The organism is Frankia sp. CpI1-P, assembly GCF_001421075.1.
Classification (GTDB): domain Bacteria; phylum Actinomycetota; class Actinomycetes; order Frankiales; family Frankiaceae; genus Frankia; species Frankia torreyi.
Window position 1 is genome coordinate 24,960 of sequence record NZ_LJJX01000003.1, and the last position, 13,508, is coordinate 38,467.

The 13,508-nt window shown below is 73.6% G+C and carries 11 protein-coding genes and 8 pseudogenes; 9 read left to right on the top strand and 10 right to left on the bottom strand.

The window, feature by feature from the left end:
- Nucleotide 1 precedes the first annotated feature (1 nt).
- From FF86_RS38985 to FF86_RS39005, 5 genes and pseudogenes are all read left to right on the top strand, one after another.
- A pseudogene (locus FF86_RS38985) lies at nucleotides 2-167 on the top strand (allantoinase); the annotation flags it as partial.
- A gap of 278 nt (nucleotides 168-445) precedes the next feature.
- On the top strand, nucleotides 446-1,380 hold a 935-nt coding region (alc, locus tag FF86_RS38990), incomplete at its 3' end, for an allantoicase (RefSeq protein ID WP_242418070.1).
- A gap of 1 nt (nucleotide 1,381) precedes the next feature.
- Nucleotides 1,382-1,996 (top strand): annotated as a pseudogene (uraD, locus tag FF86_RS38995) (2-oxo-4-hydroxy-4-carboxy-5-ureidoimidazoline decarboxylase); the annotation flags it as partial.
- 99 nt (nucleotides 1,997-2,095) lie between these two features.
- A partial coding sequence (locus FF86_RS39000) for a hydroxyisourate hydrolase (RefSeq protein ID WP_242418108.1) occupies nucleotides 2,096-2,272 on the top strand: 177 nt, incomplete at its 3' end.
- Between the two features lies 1 nt (nucleotide 2,273).
- Nucleotides 2,274-2,428: pseudogene (locus FF86_RS39005) on the top strand (hydroxyisourate hydrolase); the annotation flags it as partial.
- Between the two features lie 59 nt (nucleotides 2,429-2,487).
- On the opposite strand, the gene FF86_RS02830 reads toward FF86_RS39005, so the two are convergent.
- The 5 genes and pseudogenes from FF86_RS02830 to FF86_RS02845 form a co-directional block, all read right to left on the bottom strand.
- Nucleotides 2,488-2,805 (bottom strand): DUF3349 domain-containing protein, encoded by a 318-nt coding sequence (locus FF86_RS02830; protein ID WP_044884394.1) that lies wholly within the window; start codon nucleotides 2,803-2,805, stop codon nucleotides 2,488-2,490.
- A gap of 157 nt (nucleotides 2,806-2,962) precedes the next feature.
- The gene (locus FF86_RS02835; protein ID WP_095211969.1) at nucleotides 2,963-3,256 is read right to left on the bottom strand and encodes a hypothetical protein; all 294 of its coding nucleotides are present in this window, start codon (nucleotides 3,254-3,256) and stop codon (nucleotides 2,963-2,965) included.
- Nucleotides 3,257-3,489: 233 nt separating this feature from the next.
- Nucleotides 3,490-3,769, bottom strand: a pseudogene (locus tag FF86_RS39010) (anion permease); the annotation flags it as partial.
- Between the two features lies 1 nt (nucleotide 3,770).
- Nucleotides 3,771-4,441: pseudogene (locus FF86_RS39015) on the bottom strand (anion permease); the annotation flags it as partial.
- 230 nt (nucleotides 4,442-4,671) lie between these two features.
- Nucleotides 4,672-5,903, bottom strand: a pseudogene (locus FF86_RS02845) (DUF6986 family protein); the annotation flags it as partial.
- Nucleotides 5,904-6,410: 507 nt separating this feature from the next.
- On the opposite strand from FF86_RS02845, the gene FF86_RS02850 reads away from it, so the two are divergent.
- Nucleotides 6,411-6,914, top strand: a complete 504-nt coding sequence (locus FF86_RS02850) for a bacterioferritin (RefSeq protein WP_044884391.1) — start codon at nucleotides 6,411-6,413, stop codon at nucleotides 6,912-6,914.
- A 32-nt stretch (nucleotides 6,915-6,946) separates the two neighbouring features.
- Here the strand turns inward: FF86_RS02850 and FF86_RS39020 are convergent.
- The 3 genes and pseudogenes from FF86_RS39020 to FF86_RS39030 form a co-directional block, all read right to left on the bottom strand.
- A partial coding sequence (locus FF86_RS39020; RefSeq protein ID WP_242418071.1) for an amidohydrolase family protein occupies nucleotides 6,947-7,361 on the bottom strand: 415 nt, incomplete at its 5' end.
- A 1-nt stretch (nucleotide 7,362) separates the two neighbouring features.
- Nucleotides 7,363-7,498: pseudogene (locus tag FF86_RS39025) on the bottom strand (amidohydrolase family protein); the annotation flags it as partial.
- Between the two features lies 1 nt (nucleotide 7,499).
- Nucleotides 7,500-8,473 (bottom strand): annotated as a pseudogene (locus FF86_RS39030) (amidohydrolase family protein); the annotation flags it as partial.
- Nucleotides 8,474-8,538: 65 nt separating this feature from the next.
- On the opposite strand from FF86_RS39030, the gene FF86_RS02860 reads away from it, so the two are divergent.
- Nucleotides 8,539-9,546 carry an RNA methyltransferase gene (locus FF86_RS02860; protein ID WP_044884390.1) on the top strand — a complete coding sequence of 336 codons (1,008 nt, stop codon included), beginning with the start codon at nucleotides 8,539-8,541 and terminating at the stop codon, nucleotides 9,544-9,546.
- Nucleotides 9,547-9,574: 28 nt separating this feature from the next.
- Here the strand turns inward: FF86_RS02860 and FF86_RS02865 are convergent, their stop codons facing one another.
- The gene (locus FF86_RS02865) at nucleotides 9,575-10,075 is read right to left on the bottom strand and encodes a DUF2752 domain-containing protein (RefSeq protein WP_242418072.1); all 501 of its coding nucleotides are present in this window, start codon (nucleotides 10,073-10,075) and stop codon (nucleotides 9,575-9,577) included.
- Nucleotides 10,076-10,205: 130 nt separating this feature from the next.
- Nucleotides 10,206-10,619 carry a hypothetical protein gene (locus FF86_RS02870; protein WP_044884389.1) on the bottom strand — a complete coding sequence of 138 codons (414 nt, stop codon included), beginning with the start codon at nucleotides 10,617-10,619 and terminating at the stop codon, nucleotides 10,206-10,208.
- A 1,139-nt stretch (nucleotides 10,620-11,758) separates the two neighbouring features.
- On the opposite strand from FF86_RS02870, the gene FF86_RS34095 reads away from it, so the two are divergent.
- Nucleotides 11,759-13,084 carry a hypothetical protein gene (locus tag FF86_RS34095; RefSeq protein WP_044884388.1) on the top strand — a complete coding sequence of 442 codons (1,326 nt, stop codon included), beginning with the start codon at nucleotides 11,759-11,761 and terminating at the stop codon, nucleotides 13,082-13,084.
- Between the two features lie 115 nt (nucleotides 13,085-13,199).
- A partial coding sequence (locus tag FF86_RS39035; protein ID WP_242418073.1) for an ABC transporter substrate-binding protein occupies nucleotides 13,200-13,508 on the top strand: 309 nt, incomplete at its 3' end.

The window sequence follows — 13,508 nt, forward strand, 5'->3', positions numbered from 1 at the left end:
NCGACCCGGAGGCGTCGTTCCTGGTTGAGCCGTCCATGCTGCGGCATCGCCACCCGCTCACCCCCTACGCTGGACGCAGCCTCGACGGAGTCGTCCGGGCAACCTATCTGCGGGGGGTGCGTGCGGACGGTGACCGCCCGCCGCGGGGACGCCTGCTGGCACGGTGAGGTGGCCACCTCCGCCGATCGGGCCGGGACCCCTCCCGCCGCCGTGGGCCGCGTCGCCGGCTGGCGCGGATGGGCCCCCACGTCCGGCCGTGCGACGCCGACTCGGACCAGCCGCAGGCGTCGACGGGACGTACCCTTTGCCTCCCGCAAACGTGCTGACCCAGCCTGCCCGCAGGGTTCGCCGCCACCGACGCCGGTGGCGACCCGGCGGCCGCCCGACCAGCCGCGCAGCGGCCGGTCGCCGCAGGTGACACCGCTCGACCCGAGAGAAGGATCCGATGAGTGACGAGCCCGACCTGACCAACCTCGTCGACCTGGCGGCAGCCCGTTCCGGCGGCACGGTCGTGGCCGTCAACGACGAGTTCTTCGCGTTCGCGGAGCGGATGTTGCTGCCCGAGCCGCCCATCGTGCGCCCTGGCGTGTTCACCGAACGGGGCCAGTGGACCGATGGCTGGGAGACCCGCCGCCGCCGCGACCTGCCGGGGGCCGACTGGGCCATCGTCCGTCTCGGTGCGCCCGGGATCGCCCACGCGATCACCGTCGACACCACCCACTTCACCGGCAACGCGCCGGAGGCCGTCGAGATCCACGGGGCGACGGTCGCCGGCTACCCGTCCGCCGCGGAGGTCGCCGACGACGCCGTCGACTGGGTGGAGCTGGTCCCGCACACGCCGATCGCCGCCGACGCGGTCAACGTGCTGCCCGTGGCGGAGGCAGGCCGGCTCCGCATCACCCATCTTCGGCTGACCATCCATCCGGACGGGGGAGTCGCCCGGCTGCGCGTGCATGGCACGGTCGTGCCAGATCCGCGCCTGCTCGACCGGGTCACCTCCGACCTTGCCGCCGCCTACCTGGGCGGGGTCGTGGTGGCCGCCAGCGACATGCACTACGGCGACCGGCACAATCTCAACGCCTCCGGCGACGCCCGGGCGATGGGGGAGGGCTGGGAGACCCGGCGGCGCCGCGGCACCGGGCACGACTGGGCGGCGGTTCGCCTGACGACACAGGGCCTGATCGTGCGGGCCGAGGTCGACACCCGCCACTTCCGCGGCAACGCCCCCCGGGCCGTCGAGCTGTGGGCGGCGGACCTCCCGGACCTGCTCGACCCCGATGACATCAGCGCCATCACCGAGTGGGTTCCACTGCTGCCGCGCACGCGGGTACAGCCCAACACCCGGCACCTGTTCGATCTGGAGGTGCCCATTCAGGCCACNCACGTCCGCGTCGACGCGATCCCCGACGGCGGCCTGGCCCGGCTGCGGCTGACCGGCGTGCCGACGGCCACTGGGCGCGAGGCGCTGGCCATGCGCTGGTTCGACGCACTCTCCCCGGACGCCGCCCGCGAGGAGCTGCTGGCCTGCTGCGAGTCCGAGGACTGGGCCGAGGCGGTGGTGGCCCGCCGTCCGTTCGGCGTCCTCGCCGCCCTGCTGCCCGCCGCCGAGCAGGAATGGTGGCGGTTGCCGGAGTCGGCGTGGTTCGAGGCGTTCACCGCGCATCCCCGGATCGGAGAGCGCCCGACCGGCATCCCCGCGCCGCCGACGACGGCGCGCGCGTCAGTGGTGTCCCTGGACGCCCCCCGGCGGGAGCAGGCGGCGATGGACGAGGCCTCCGAGGAGATCAAGGCGGCGTTCGCCACCGGTAACGCCGCCTACGAGGAGCGCTTCGGCTACATCTTCCTGGTCCGGGCGGCGGGACGCGGCGCCGAGGAGATGCTCGCCCTGCTCCAGGAACGGATGGCCCACGAGCCCGATGAGGAGCTGCGCATCGCCGCCGGCCAGCAGGCGGAGATCACCGCCCTGCGGATCCGGCACCTGATCACCGGCGCGTAGTCCGCTGGTAGCGACGAGGGACGCCGATCAGGGCCGGGGCGGGGGACGATCGGGACGGGGGCTGGTCGCAACGGGCCAGGGGACTGCACGGGAGGCGCGATGGGGCTGTCCACACACGTCCTGGACACGGCGCAGGGGCGGCCCGCCGCGGGGATGCCGGTTCGGCTCGAACGGGGCGCATCTCGCTCGAATAGCGCCCAGACCGGTACCGGCTGGACCGTGGTCACCGAGGCGGTCACCGATGCCGACGGGCGGATCGGCGGCCTGCCGCTGACCNCGCCCGGAGTCTGGCGGCTCGTCTTCGACACCAGCGGCCGCTCGGCGTTCTTCCCCGAGGTGAGCATCGTGTTCCACGTCGCGGACCCGGCGGATCACCACCACGTCCCGCTTCTGCTGGCGCCGTTCGGCTACTCGACCTATCGCGGAAGCTGACGCGGTGCGCCCCGCCCGCCCGTGGTGGCCCCGGGCCGCCTGGGTGGGGCCGCCGATCGTCAGGTCTCGGTGGCGGGCTGCGGGCAGGACGGGGAGGCCAGCGGCCATCCGCCGGCCGCCAGCCGGGCGCTGACCCGGGCGATGTCGCCCTCCAGCGGGGTGTCGTGGGTGACGTCGGCGATCGCCGTGCGGATCGCCAGGGCCGACGCGGAGTCACCACTTGCGGCCAGCGCGTCGACGACCGCGGCCACCTCGTCCCCGGTCAGCTTGCGTCGCAGCAGCGCGAACAACGGCAGATAGTCCCGCTCCGGGACACCGTCGGGATACCCGGCCCGCAGCCACTGGATGACCGATGCCAGCAGCGGAGGCAACGCCACGCCGCTCACCTTTCCTTCTCCATCGCGTCGATCTCCCTCACGTTCCTGGCGGCTCCCTCACGTTCCTGGCGGCTCCCTCACGTTCCTGGCGGCTCCCTCACGTTCCTGGCGGCTCCCTCACGTTCCTGGCGGCTCCCTCACGTTCCTGGCGGCTCCCTCACGTTCCTGCGACGACGGAGTAGATACCCCAGCCGATCGCGGCCAGCACCAGGGCGAAGCACAGCGCTCCGGCGGCGATGCCCAGCGGGTTCGTCCCGATGATGCGGTCGTCGTCGGCCTCGCCGGCGGCGGGCGCGTCGCCGGCGCGACCCGGCAGGCTCACCGCGCGCAGCCCGACCGCGAACAGCGCGGGCAGCCCGGCCCCGGCGAGCAGGCCGATGACGACGATCTTCCACAGGGCGTCCAGGTCGATCCAGGAATCCATGCCCGCCTCTCCCTTCGTCACGTCCATCGGTCGTCACCCAGGATCCGTCCGACGGCCGAGCAGCCGTCCCGTCCGGGGCGCCGTACGCACGCCTCAGGCCGCGGCCGGCTCCTTGGCGTTCGCGGGGGCCGTGGCGCCGTCCCACTCGTCGTTGACGTTGTGGTGGCTGACCGGCCTGCGGCGGGCTCGCAGGTACAGCAGAGCGGACCCGATCACCAGCAGCACGAAGACGATCACCACGCCGGGGGTGCCGCCGATGNCCTGGGCGATCCCGTAGCACCCGGCGCCGACGAGCCCGGCGGCCGGCAGGGTCAGCAGCCAGGCGGTCGCCATCCGGCCGGCGACGCTCCAGCGCACCTCGGCGCCCTTGCGGCCCAGGCCGGTGCCGAGAATCGAGCCCGTCGCCACGTGCGTCGTCGACAGCGAGTACCCGAAGTGGCTGGAGAGCAGGATCGTCGCGGCCGAGGACGACTCCGCGGCCATGCCCTGCGGGGAGTCGATCTCGACCAACCCCTTGCCGAGGGTCCGGATCACCCGCCANCCACCGAGGTAGGTACCCAGACTGATCGCGATCGCGCAGCTCGTGATCACCCAGAACGGGGCCTCGGACCCGGCGTCCACCGTGCCGTTGGCGATGAGAGCCAGGGTGATGACGCCCATCGTCTTCTGCGCGTCGTTCGTGCCGTGCGCGAGCGAGACGAGCGACGCCGAACCGATCTGGCCGATCCGGAATCCGTGGCTGCGCGTCCGGTCCGGGACACCGCGGCTGAGCCGGTAGATCAGGTAAGTGCCCACGGTCGCGATGAGGGCGGCGATCAGCGGGGAGAGGGCGGCCGGAATGATTACCTTCGACACGACGCCGTGCCATTTGACGCCGTTCGTGCCGGCGGCGGCCATGGTCGCCCCGATGACCCCCCCGATGAGCGCGTGAGATGAACTGGAGGGAATTCCGAAGAACCAGGTCAGCAAATTCCAGGTAATGCCGCCCACCAGGCCGGCGAATACCACCGTCAGCGTCACGAGATGGGTGTTGACCAGGCCACTCGCGATCGTCGCGGCCACGCTGAGCGACAGGAAGGCGCCGACGAGATTCAGCACCCCGGACAGGGTGACGGCGGTCTTCGGGGGCAGTGCCCGTGTTGCGATCGAGGTTGCCATCGCGTTGGCGGTGTCATGGAACCCGTTTGTGAAGTCGAAGGCCAGCGCGGTCATGACCACCAGGACCAGGATGCCGTCGTTCACGGTGTCTGTTGTAGACCTGAACCGGGCTGATGTCGACTCGTCGGGAACATCCAGAACGGGATAGCGAATGATGTTCGTCGTAGTTCACCTAATATTAATGTGGAGTACGCCTGCCGTTTTGTTTATCGGGCGATTACGGGCTGCTGCTGCTGCTGGCTGCGTTGGGTTGTTGCCGTCCGCCCAGGCGGATGACCGTCGTNCGGTCGAGGCCCGCGGCGGCGAGGCGCGGGTCGTCCAGCAGGCCCGCGTCCAGCGCCCGCAGGATGTGCCCGGCCAGGGCCCGCCCGGTCGCCGGTTCGTCGGCGACCGCGCCGGACTGCCGGGCGGCGGCGTAGTCGGCCAGCCGGGAAAGCGCCCCGCCGAGCCCGGCCAGCAGGCAGCCGGCAACCGCCGCGTGCCGGCTCACCAACTGCCCGGGATGCAGGTCCCAGCCCTGGTAGAGGCCACGGTGCCAGGCGCGGCGGACCAGCTCGGCGTGCCGGTGCCAGGCGCGGCGCACATCGTCGCCGGAGGCACCCGGCCGCTCGTCGCCGTCGACGGGCAGCAGGTTCGACGAGCCGTCTGCGACGTCGAGGCCGGTGCCGGCCGCCGCGAGCTGCATCATCGTCGTGGCGAACTCCACCGCCGGATGGTCGCTGGCCTGGTGGGCGGCCGTGATCCCGAGCGCCGCCGAGTAGTCGTAGGTGCCGACGTGCAGCCCGACGAGGCGGCCGGGGCCCAGGCCGAGGCCGGTGCGCACCAGCTCGGGCAGGGCGAGCACCGCAGCCGGCGTCTCGACCTGCACCTCGAGGCCGACCGGGTCGAGCCCGAGCCGCCGCTCCAGCTCGCCGAGGACGTCGGCGAAGACCCGAAGCTGTCGCGGGTCGCTGACCTTGGGCAGGGTCAGCACGAGGCCGGGTGGCGGGGAGTCGTCGCCGACGAGCGCGGTGAGGAACAGGTCGAGGCTGCGCAGCCCGCGGTCGCGGACCAGCGGGTCGAGCGACTTGGGCCGCAGCCCGTAGCGGGCGGGTAGGACCCCGGCCGCGGATGCGGCGCGCAGCGCCGTGGCCGCGCGCACGGCGTCGGCGTCCTCGGCGTCGTCCGGCCGCAGGCCGTAGCCGTCCTCCAGGTCGACCCGCAGGTCCTGGATCGGCTCGGCGGCGAGCACGCGCCGGGTGTGAGCGTGGACGGCCGCGGCGACCTGCGGCCGCGGGTCGCCGCCGGTCGCCGCGGCGAGCGTCGCCGGGTCGGCGCCGTACGCCGCGAGCAGGGCGCGGGCGCGGGCGCCCCAGGCCGGCACGACGTCGGGAACCATCTGATCGGCCGGCAGGTAGCAGGTGTGGACGGGCTGGCGGGCGCGGGTGCCGCCCGGATGGCGGGCGGCGAGGTCCGCGTCGACGGGGTCGAGGGCGGCGGTCAGTCGGGCGACGACATCGGGCGGCAGCGTCGGCATGCCCCCCAGTCTCCGGGGGACGCGGGGGCGGCCGGGAATGAAGCCGCCGCCGGCGCTGGGCGCACCGATCGGGGGGGTCGATGCGCGGCGCCGGCGGCGGCGGTCTCGGTGGGGGACGTCCGGCTTCCCGCGCCCGAACCATCATCGCTCAGCTCGTCGGACCCGGGGGGCCAACACGGTAACCCGGTCCGAACTGCCCCATTGCGTTGTACCAAATGTCCCCTTGGGGGCGGCCAACCGGGGTCAGTGCGCCCCACCGCGGCCGGGCGGGTGTTCCTCTCGACGGCGCGCGCGGCTTCGTCGACCTCCTCGCCGCCCGCGACGTCGGCCTTGCCCGCCCCGCCGGCGCCGCCCCGACCTGACCGCTCCCTCCGGGCTGTTTTATGTGCCTAGTCTGGTGACATATATTCATGCCCTGGACAGTCGAGGATCTGGGCGGGAGGTCCGGCGGCGCCGTTCCGATCTGGTGCCGGTGGGGCCCGCCGGACCCGTGGGAGGGACGGACGTATGGCCGAAACGCAGACCACTCCGGTGACCGAGCTGCTCAACGAGCTGCTCGGCAGCTACTGGGCGGGCTACGCCCAGCACCGCACCCATCTCGTCCTGGTCGAGTCCTGGGGCCTGCACGGCCTGGCCGCGGGCATGGCTCAGCGGATCGCCGACGAGCCGGTCACCATCGCCGCGGTGCTCAACCGGCTGCTCGACCTCGGCGGCCGGCCGGACTTCGTGGTGGCCAAGCCGGCCATCGGGACGTCGCTGCGGGAGGTGCTGGAGAACGACCTGGCGGCCCAGCGCGGCGCCCGTCCCGGCCTGAACCAGGCTGCGGAGGTCGCCGCCGCCGAGCACGACGCGACCACCCGCATCCTGATCGAGACCGTCCTCGCCGACGAGGAGCGGCACCTGGCCTGGCTCGACACCGAGCTGTCGCTCTACCACCGGCTCGGCGAGCCGCTCTACACGGCGCAGCGCCTCGCCGTGGCCACCGCCGCCACTTCTCCGGCGCCGGCCTGAGTACTCCGGCGCCGGCCTGAGCACGTCCCCGCTTATCCGGAGGCTTCCGCGCCCGATCTTTCCCTCTGGACTGGATATGCAGTACCGGCGTCGTCGAAGGCGCGTTGGATGCCGGCGGCGAGCGTGCGGTGCCGGTCGAGCATCGCGGGCAGGTCGGGGTGCACCGGCCGGCCGTCCTCGACGACGAGCCGGCCGGCGACGACGGTGTGCCGGGCGGCGGTCGGCCCGCAGCGCAGCCAGGCGTCGATCGGGTCGGACAGCGCCCCGGCGAAGGCGACCCCGTCCAGGGGCCAGACGACCAGGTCGCCGACCGCCCCGACGGACAGCTCGCCGATTTCGCCGGCGCGGCCGAGGCAGCCCGCGCCGCCACGGGTGGCGATCTCCAGCGCGTCGCGGGCCGACATCGACGCGGAGCCGTGCCGCAGCCGGCCCAGCAGCATCGCCGTGNGGGCCTCCAGCCACAGCGACGCCGAGTCCGCCGACGACGAACCGTCGCAGCCGAGACCCACCGGGACACCGGCCGCCCGTAGCTCGGCGATCGGCGCGAGTCCGCCGCCGAGGATCATGTTGCTGCTCGGGCAGTGNGCCACCCCGGTGCCCCAGGCGCCCAGCCGGGCGACCTCCTCGGGATTCGGGCAGATGCAGTGCGCCACCCACGCCCGGTCCCCGGCCCAGCCGACCTCGGCGAACTGGTCGATGGGCCGGCGGCCGAACACCGCCAGGCAGTACTCGTCCTCCTCGGGATCCTCGGCGAGATGGGTGTGCAGGCGCACGTCGAGCTGCTCGGCGAGCTCGGCGGTGGCGCGCATGAGCGCCGGGCTGACCGAGAACGGCGAGCAGGGCGCGAGCGCCACGCGCACCATCGCGCCCCACGACGGGTCGTGGTGGCGGGCGACCAGCCGGGCCGACTCGGCGAGGATCTCGTCGTCATCCTGGACCACCGAGTCGGGCGGCAGGCCCCCGTCCTTCGCCGACAGCGACATCGACCCGCGGGTCGGGTGGAACCGCAGCCCCAGGGCCGTCGCCGCGGCGATCTCCGCCGAGATCAGGTCCCCGCCGCCGCGCGGATGCACGTAGAGATGGTCGGTGGTCGTGGTGCAGCCGCCGAGCGCCAGCTCCGTGAGCCCGACGTAGGCCGAGACGTGCACCGCCTCCTCGTCCAGCCGTGACCACAGCGGGTACAGCGTCGACAACCAGGTGAACAGGGTGCCGCCCAGGGCCGGAGCGAAGGCGCGGGTGAGGTTCTGGTAGATGTGATGGTGTGTGTTCACCAGGCCGGGCGTGACGAGTGCGCCGTCGGCCCGTAGGGTGCGCCGGGCCGGCGGCGGCGGGTCGGCCGGGCCGCCGATCGCGCTGACCAGTCCGTCGGTCACCGCGACCCACCCGCCGCGGATCTCCCGGCGGTCGGCGTCCACGGTCGCGACCAGCTCGGCGCCGACGACGAGCAGATCGGCGGAAACAGGAGCGGTGATGGGACGGGAGACGGCGGGACCCGGCGTGGCTGCCGGCGCCGAAGTGGCTGCCGGTGCCAGTGCGGGCGCGGAGTGCGGCTCGGTCATGGCCGCCGATTCTGCGTCCCGCTCATTACGCCCGGGTGACACCGGCCGCGTCCGGAGGTTCCGGCGTGCCCGCTGACCCGCCCGGATCCGCCGCGGCCCAGGTTCCGGCGCAGGTCTCGGCGCCGGTCGTGGCGATCGACGATCCTGCGGATCCGCGTGTCGACGACTACGTCGCGCTCACCGATGTCGCCCTGCGGCGGCGGCGGGAGCCGGCCGACGGGCTGTTCATCGCCGAGGGCGAGCGGGTCATCACCCGGGCGCTGCGGGCCGGCTACCGGCCCCGTTCGGTCCTGGTCTCCCCGGCCCGGCTGGGCGCGGTGCCGGCGGACCTGCCGGCGGAGGTCCCCGTCTACGTGGCCGGGGCCGACGTCCTCGCCGCCATCACCGGCTTCGAGGTGCACCGCGGCGCGCTCGCGTCGATGTGCCGGCGCCCACCGCTGGCCCCGGCGGACGTGCTCGCCGCCGCGAGGCGGGTCCTCGTCTGCGAGGACATCGTGAGCCACACCAACCTGGGGGCGATCTTCCGCTCGGCCGCCGGGCTCGGGATGGACGCGGTGCTGCTCAGCCCCCGCTGCGCCGATCCGCTCTACCGCCGCTCCGTGCGGGTCTCGATGGGCGAGGTGTTCGCCGTGCCCTACGCCCGGCTCGACCCGTGGCCGGGCGCGCTGGGCTTGCTCCGCGACGCCGGTTTCACCCTGCTGGCGCTGACCCCGGCCGCCGACGCCGCCGATCTCGGCGCGTTCGCCGCCCGGCTCGACGCCGGCGCTCCGATCGACTCCGCTCCGGTCAGGCCCACTCCGGCCGACTCGCCTCCGGCCGACGCCGCTCCGGTCGGGCTCGCTCCGGCTGACGGCAGGCCGGCCGTCCTCGGGTCGACAGCGGATCCGGCGGGCCCGGCCACTGGGGCACCGGCGCGCGTCGCGCTCCTGCTCGGCACCGAGGGGGCCGGCCTGTCCGAACCAACCCAGACGGCGGCGACCGCGCGGGTCCGCATCCCGATGGCGCACGGCGTCGACTCGCTCAACGTCGCCGCCACCGCCGCCATCGCCTGCTACCTGCTGGGCCGGCGCTGACCGCACCACTCGCCCGGTGCCGCGTTGCCTAGGACGCCAGCCACGTGCAGCCGGGCACCGGCAGATTGCGCAGCACCCAGAAGGCGATGACCAGCACGGGGATGATCGGCAGCAGCCGGGCCGGGACGCGGGGCAGCGGGCGCCGCCAGCCGGCGGCCCGCGCCACCGCCACCGCCCAGCCGAGGACCAGCATCGGCGCGGCGACGACGAAGAAGAGGTTGTAGTCGGCGGCTGCGCCTGGGTGCCCGTGCAGGAGCTGGTGCAGTCCGCGCAGTGTGCCGCACCCGGGGCAGTCCAGCGACGTCGCCCAGCGGAATGGGCAGGTGGGATAATGGCCGGGCTGCGCCGGGTCGACGAGGTAGACCCGCACGGCGGCGGCAGCCGCGATCGCCCCCACCGCACCGAACCCGCCGAGGCGGGCCCGTGGCGACCAGATCCGTGGGGACCAGACCCGTGGCGCCGCCGACGGACTGGCCGTCATGACCGGGGCGGGCGGCGGATGGTCCGGATGCGGGATCGCGGCCGTCACTCGATCAGCGTAGCCGGAGCGAGGATCGGTCCGCGCCGGCCGGCGGTCACACCGGCGCCCGACCCCGCGGTCGGCGCCCGGCCTCAGGGCGGTGCCCGACCGCCGCTGGTCGGGCCGGCGTCGCGGGCGGTCACTCCAGGTGCAGGGCGTTCTCCTCGGCCGCGGAATTCCTGGTCGCCGCGTACTCGTCCCGCTCGAAGGCCGAGTCCTCGAAGGCGGTGTCCTCGAAGGCGGTGGCATCCTCGCCGTTGACGTCAGCCCGCAGGATCCGGCCCGACTCCCGGCGCTCGGCCTCCAGATAGGGGTCGGTGTCCGGCTGCTCGGCCGCGAGCTGCTCCGCGAAGGACGAGCCCGCGCGTTCCTCCCGCGGCGTGTGCGGGTATCGGACACTCGCGCTCGGCCGGTCCGGAGCCTCCCAGCTGTCGTCGAGCGGGTCTCTGCCGGCGTCCGTCGAGCCGAGGTCGTCGCTGTCGAACGTCTCGGCGGGTTCCAGGGGCGAGTCCTCGCGGTTCCACGAGTCGGAATCCGAGGCTGGTTGCGTCACGTCGGCCTCCCCAACCGGTCCCCGGTGAGCGGCGGTCGTCCGGCGGCGTGCACCTGGACGGATCGTCGGCGGGACGGGTCCGGTCGCTGTCTACATCGGTGCGTCCCGGGCCGTTCCCGGCACGCCTTGATGATGCACCTTCCCTGGCCCGGCGGCGCTAAGCCCACATTGCGCCGTGCCTTGTCGGTCGGCGCGCGCCGCGGGCGACCGCACCGACCCGCAGCCGGCCGGGGTCCGTGCCGATTGACTCGATCGAGGTCGGGCCGGACCGTCGGCGGCCTCGGCTGGAAACCGTCGGGGTCAAGATCCTCTTTTCTCTGCGGTCGGCCGGACAATCGCGGGGAAGCGGCTTGGTTGTGCCCTGCGGACGGAGCAAGCGGTCGTCCGCGATGGCCTGCTCCTCTTCCTGCCGTTCGGAGGGATTTTCCGCGGGCTGGGTCCAAGGCCTCTTCTGGTGGTGCTGACCTGGACATTTTTCGCAGGAATCCGAAACTTTTCCGGCGCGGTTGAATGCCGACTCCAGCGTCTGTCGCGGTTCCCGGCGGCTTGTCCGGTCACCATGGTTTCGGCATGGATGCCCCGGCCTGGACAGCGACGCGGCCAGGAACATTGCCGCGGGACGCGTGCTGACTGCGCGGGGAGGCCCGGCACCAGTCGAGCCGGCGAATCGCGAACCTCAACACGACGCGCCCGCCTTCCGGTGGGTGCGGAGGAGTTGGGTCCCCGCCGTCAGGCGGGGGAGGACGTCCATCCATCCCTGCTCGACGGGCCGGACGGCCACGGCGGTCGGGCGGTCCGGCGGAGTGGATCCGGGTCCTGGTCACGCGGCGACTCTCCGGCGGAATACAGCGATCTGTAGTTGGCAAGTCATTGAGGGCGGCGTTCTCGTCCGTTGGGACGACGCCGGCTACACCGGTCTCCGCGGGCGCCGCGGCGTCGGTGGGCGACGGTGGTCCGGCACGGCCGGGGCCGGATCGCCGTGTCCCGTGCAGATCCGCCCGGGTGGGGATCTGCCGTGCGGGGCTGCGGGCGGGTACGACCGACAGCGCGGATGCAAACGGCAGCAGCATGGACACGATTACCGCGTGGGGCGACCCCGCTTGCCACCGGGAGGCAGTTAGCGTATAGCGTCCCGCTTTGTGGCTACTGTTGCTGAGCGGATACTCGACCAGCTCGCCAAGGTTCCCGAAGGATTGGACGACGGCAGGCTGGCGGCGGCGATCGGGGCGAACCGGGGCACGGTGAACCAGGTCTGCCGGCGACTCGCCCAGACCGGACAGGTGCGCCGCGCGCAGGGCTCCGGCGGCCTCATCCTCAATCGGCTGCCGCAGCCGGCCGCCGTGACCCCCGAGATCCCGGGCGGCTCCGTCCCCGCCGGCTCCGTCCCGGCGGTTCCGGCTGAGGCCGATCCGCCTGCCGTGAACCCCCCGGTCACCGTGGTGCCGGTCAGCTCGGTGGAACCGGCCAGCTCGGTGGAACCGTTTTCGGAGCGGTCCACGGCCGAGACCGGCGCTGCGCCGGCGGCGGAGGTCGAGCTGCTCGGCGTCGCGGAGTCGGCCGTCGAGCCGGTGCCGGCGACCGAGCCGCTCGCCGAGGCCGCCCCGCTGCCGCCCGCGGAGATCCCGCCGACTGACGAGTCCGGGCCGGTCGTTGAGTCCGGGCCGGTCGTTGAGTCCGGGCCGGCCGCTGAGTCCGAGCCGGCCGTCGTGTCCGAGTCGGCGACTGAGTCCGAGCCGGCTGTCGAGCCCGAGCCGGCTGTCGAGTCTGAGTCGGTCGTTGTGTCCGAGCCGGTCGTTGTGTCCGAGCCGGTGGCGGTGGGGGAGCCGGCCCCGGTCGTGGAGGTGGCCGCCGAGCCGGTTGTGGTCGCCGAGCCGGTTCCTGCGGCGGTGGAGCCGGTTGCGGCTGGGGAGGTGGTTGCGGCTCGGGAGGTGGAGCCGGTCGCCGTGCCAGCGCAGCCGTCTGTACAGATTGCGCAGGAGGTGCCGGCCACCGCAGCCGCAGCCGCAGCCGCGACCGGGGCCGGGGCGCCCTCGGCCCCCAGCGCGGCAGAGGACCCGGTGGCCACGCTCGGGGAGGTCCTGGCCGCCCTTGACGAGGCGATGGCTCGGCTGGGGAGCACGATCCCGCCGGCGTCGGCGAAGGCCTCGAACGATGCCACGCCAGCGGTGGAGCTGGCGGGCGGTACGGTAGCCGAGCCCTCCGGGACGGAGGCGGTCCTCGCGGCGGCTCCGGCCACCAGCGGGGGCGGCGACCGGACGGGGACCGGCGTTCTCCCTTCCGCGGAACCGGCCACCGACAGCGTCGTCGTGGTGGCAGAGGGCGCGGGAACGGGTGACGGGGAGGGCGGTAAGGGCGTGGGCGGGGAGAGCTCCCCGGCCGCGGAGGAGGCACCGGTGGAGCGCGCGAGCGCGCCTGCGGTGCGTCGAAGCTGGTGGCGCCGCATGTTTGTGCGCAACGCTGGTTGATGTAACGGTACGTGGTCAGCGGCGGCTGGTTGGCTGTCGTCAGCCTGACGTATCGAGGGCGTCGATCCGGCCGTACCGTTCGAGCNTCACCGATCTACCAGGGGAGAGCATGTCCATGCGAGCGAAATCGCTCGTCGCCGCCGTCGTGCTGTCGTCGCTGGCGCTCGTCGCCTGCGGCAGCCGTGTGAACAACACCGAGCCGACCACGGCCGCCAGCACGCAGGCCGGCGCCTCGAACAACACCGCCTCCGACGTCGGGGTCACGCCCACCGAGATCAAGATCGGTACGATCGCCGGTCTGAGCAGCGGTTTCGGTCCGGACACGTTCTCCGCCTCGCTGTACGGGGCGCGGGCCTACTTCAAGGCGCTCAACGCGGCGGGCGGCGTGAACGGCCGCAGCGTGAACCTCGTCGAGTGCGACGAC

What these genes read in the sequence shown, in the direction of transcription:
- FF86_RS02835 (WP_095211969.1), bottom strand. Translation starts at nt 3,256, where the DNA reads ATGGACGTGACGAAGGGAGAGGCGGGCATGGATTCCTGGATCGACCTG.
- FF86_RS02850 (WP_044884391.1), top strand. Translation starts at nt 6,411, where the DNA reads ATGGCCGAAACGCAGACCACTCCGGTGACCGAGCTGCTCAACGAGCTG.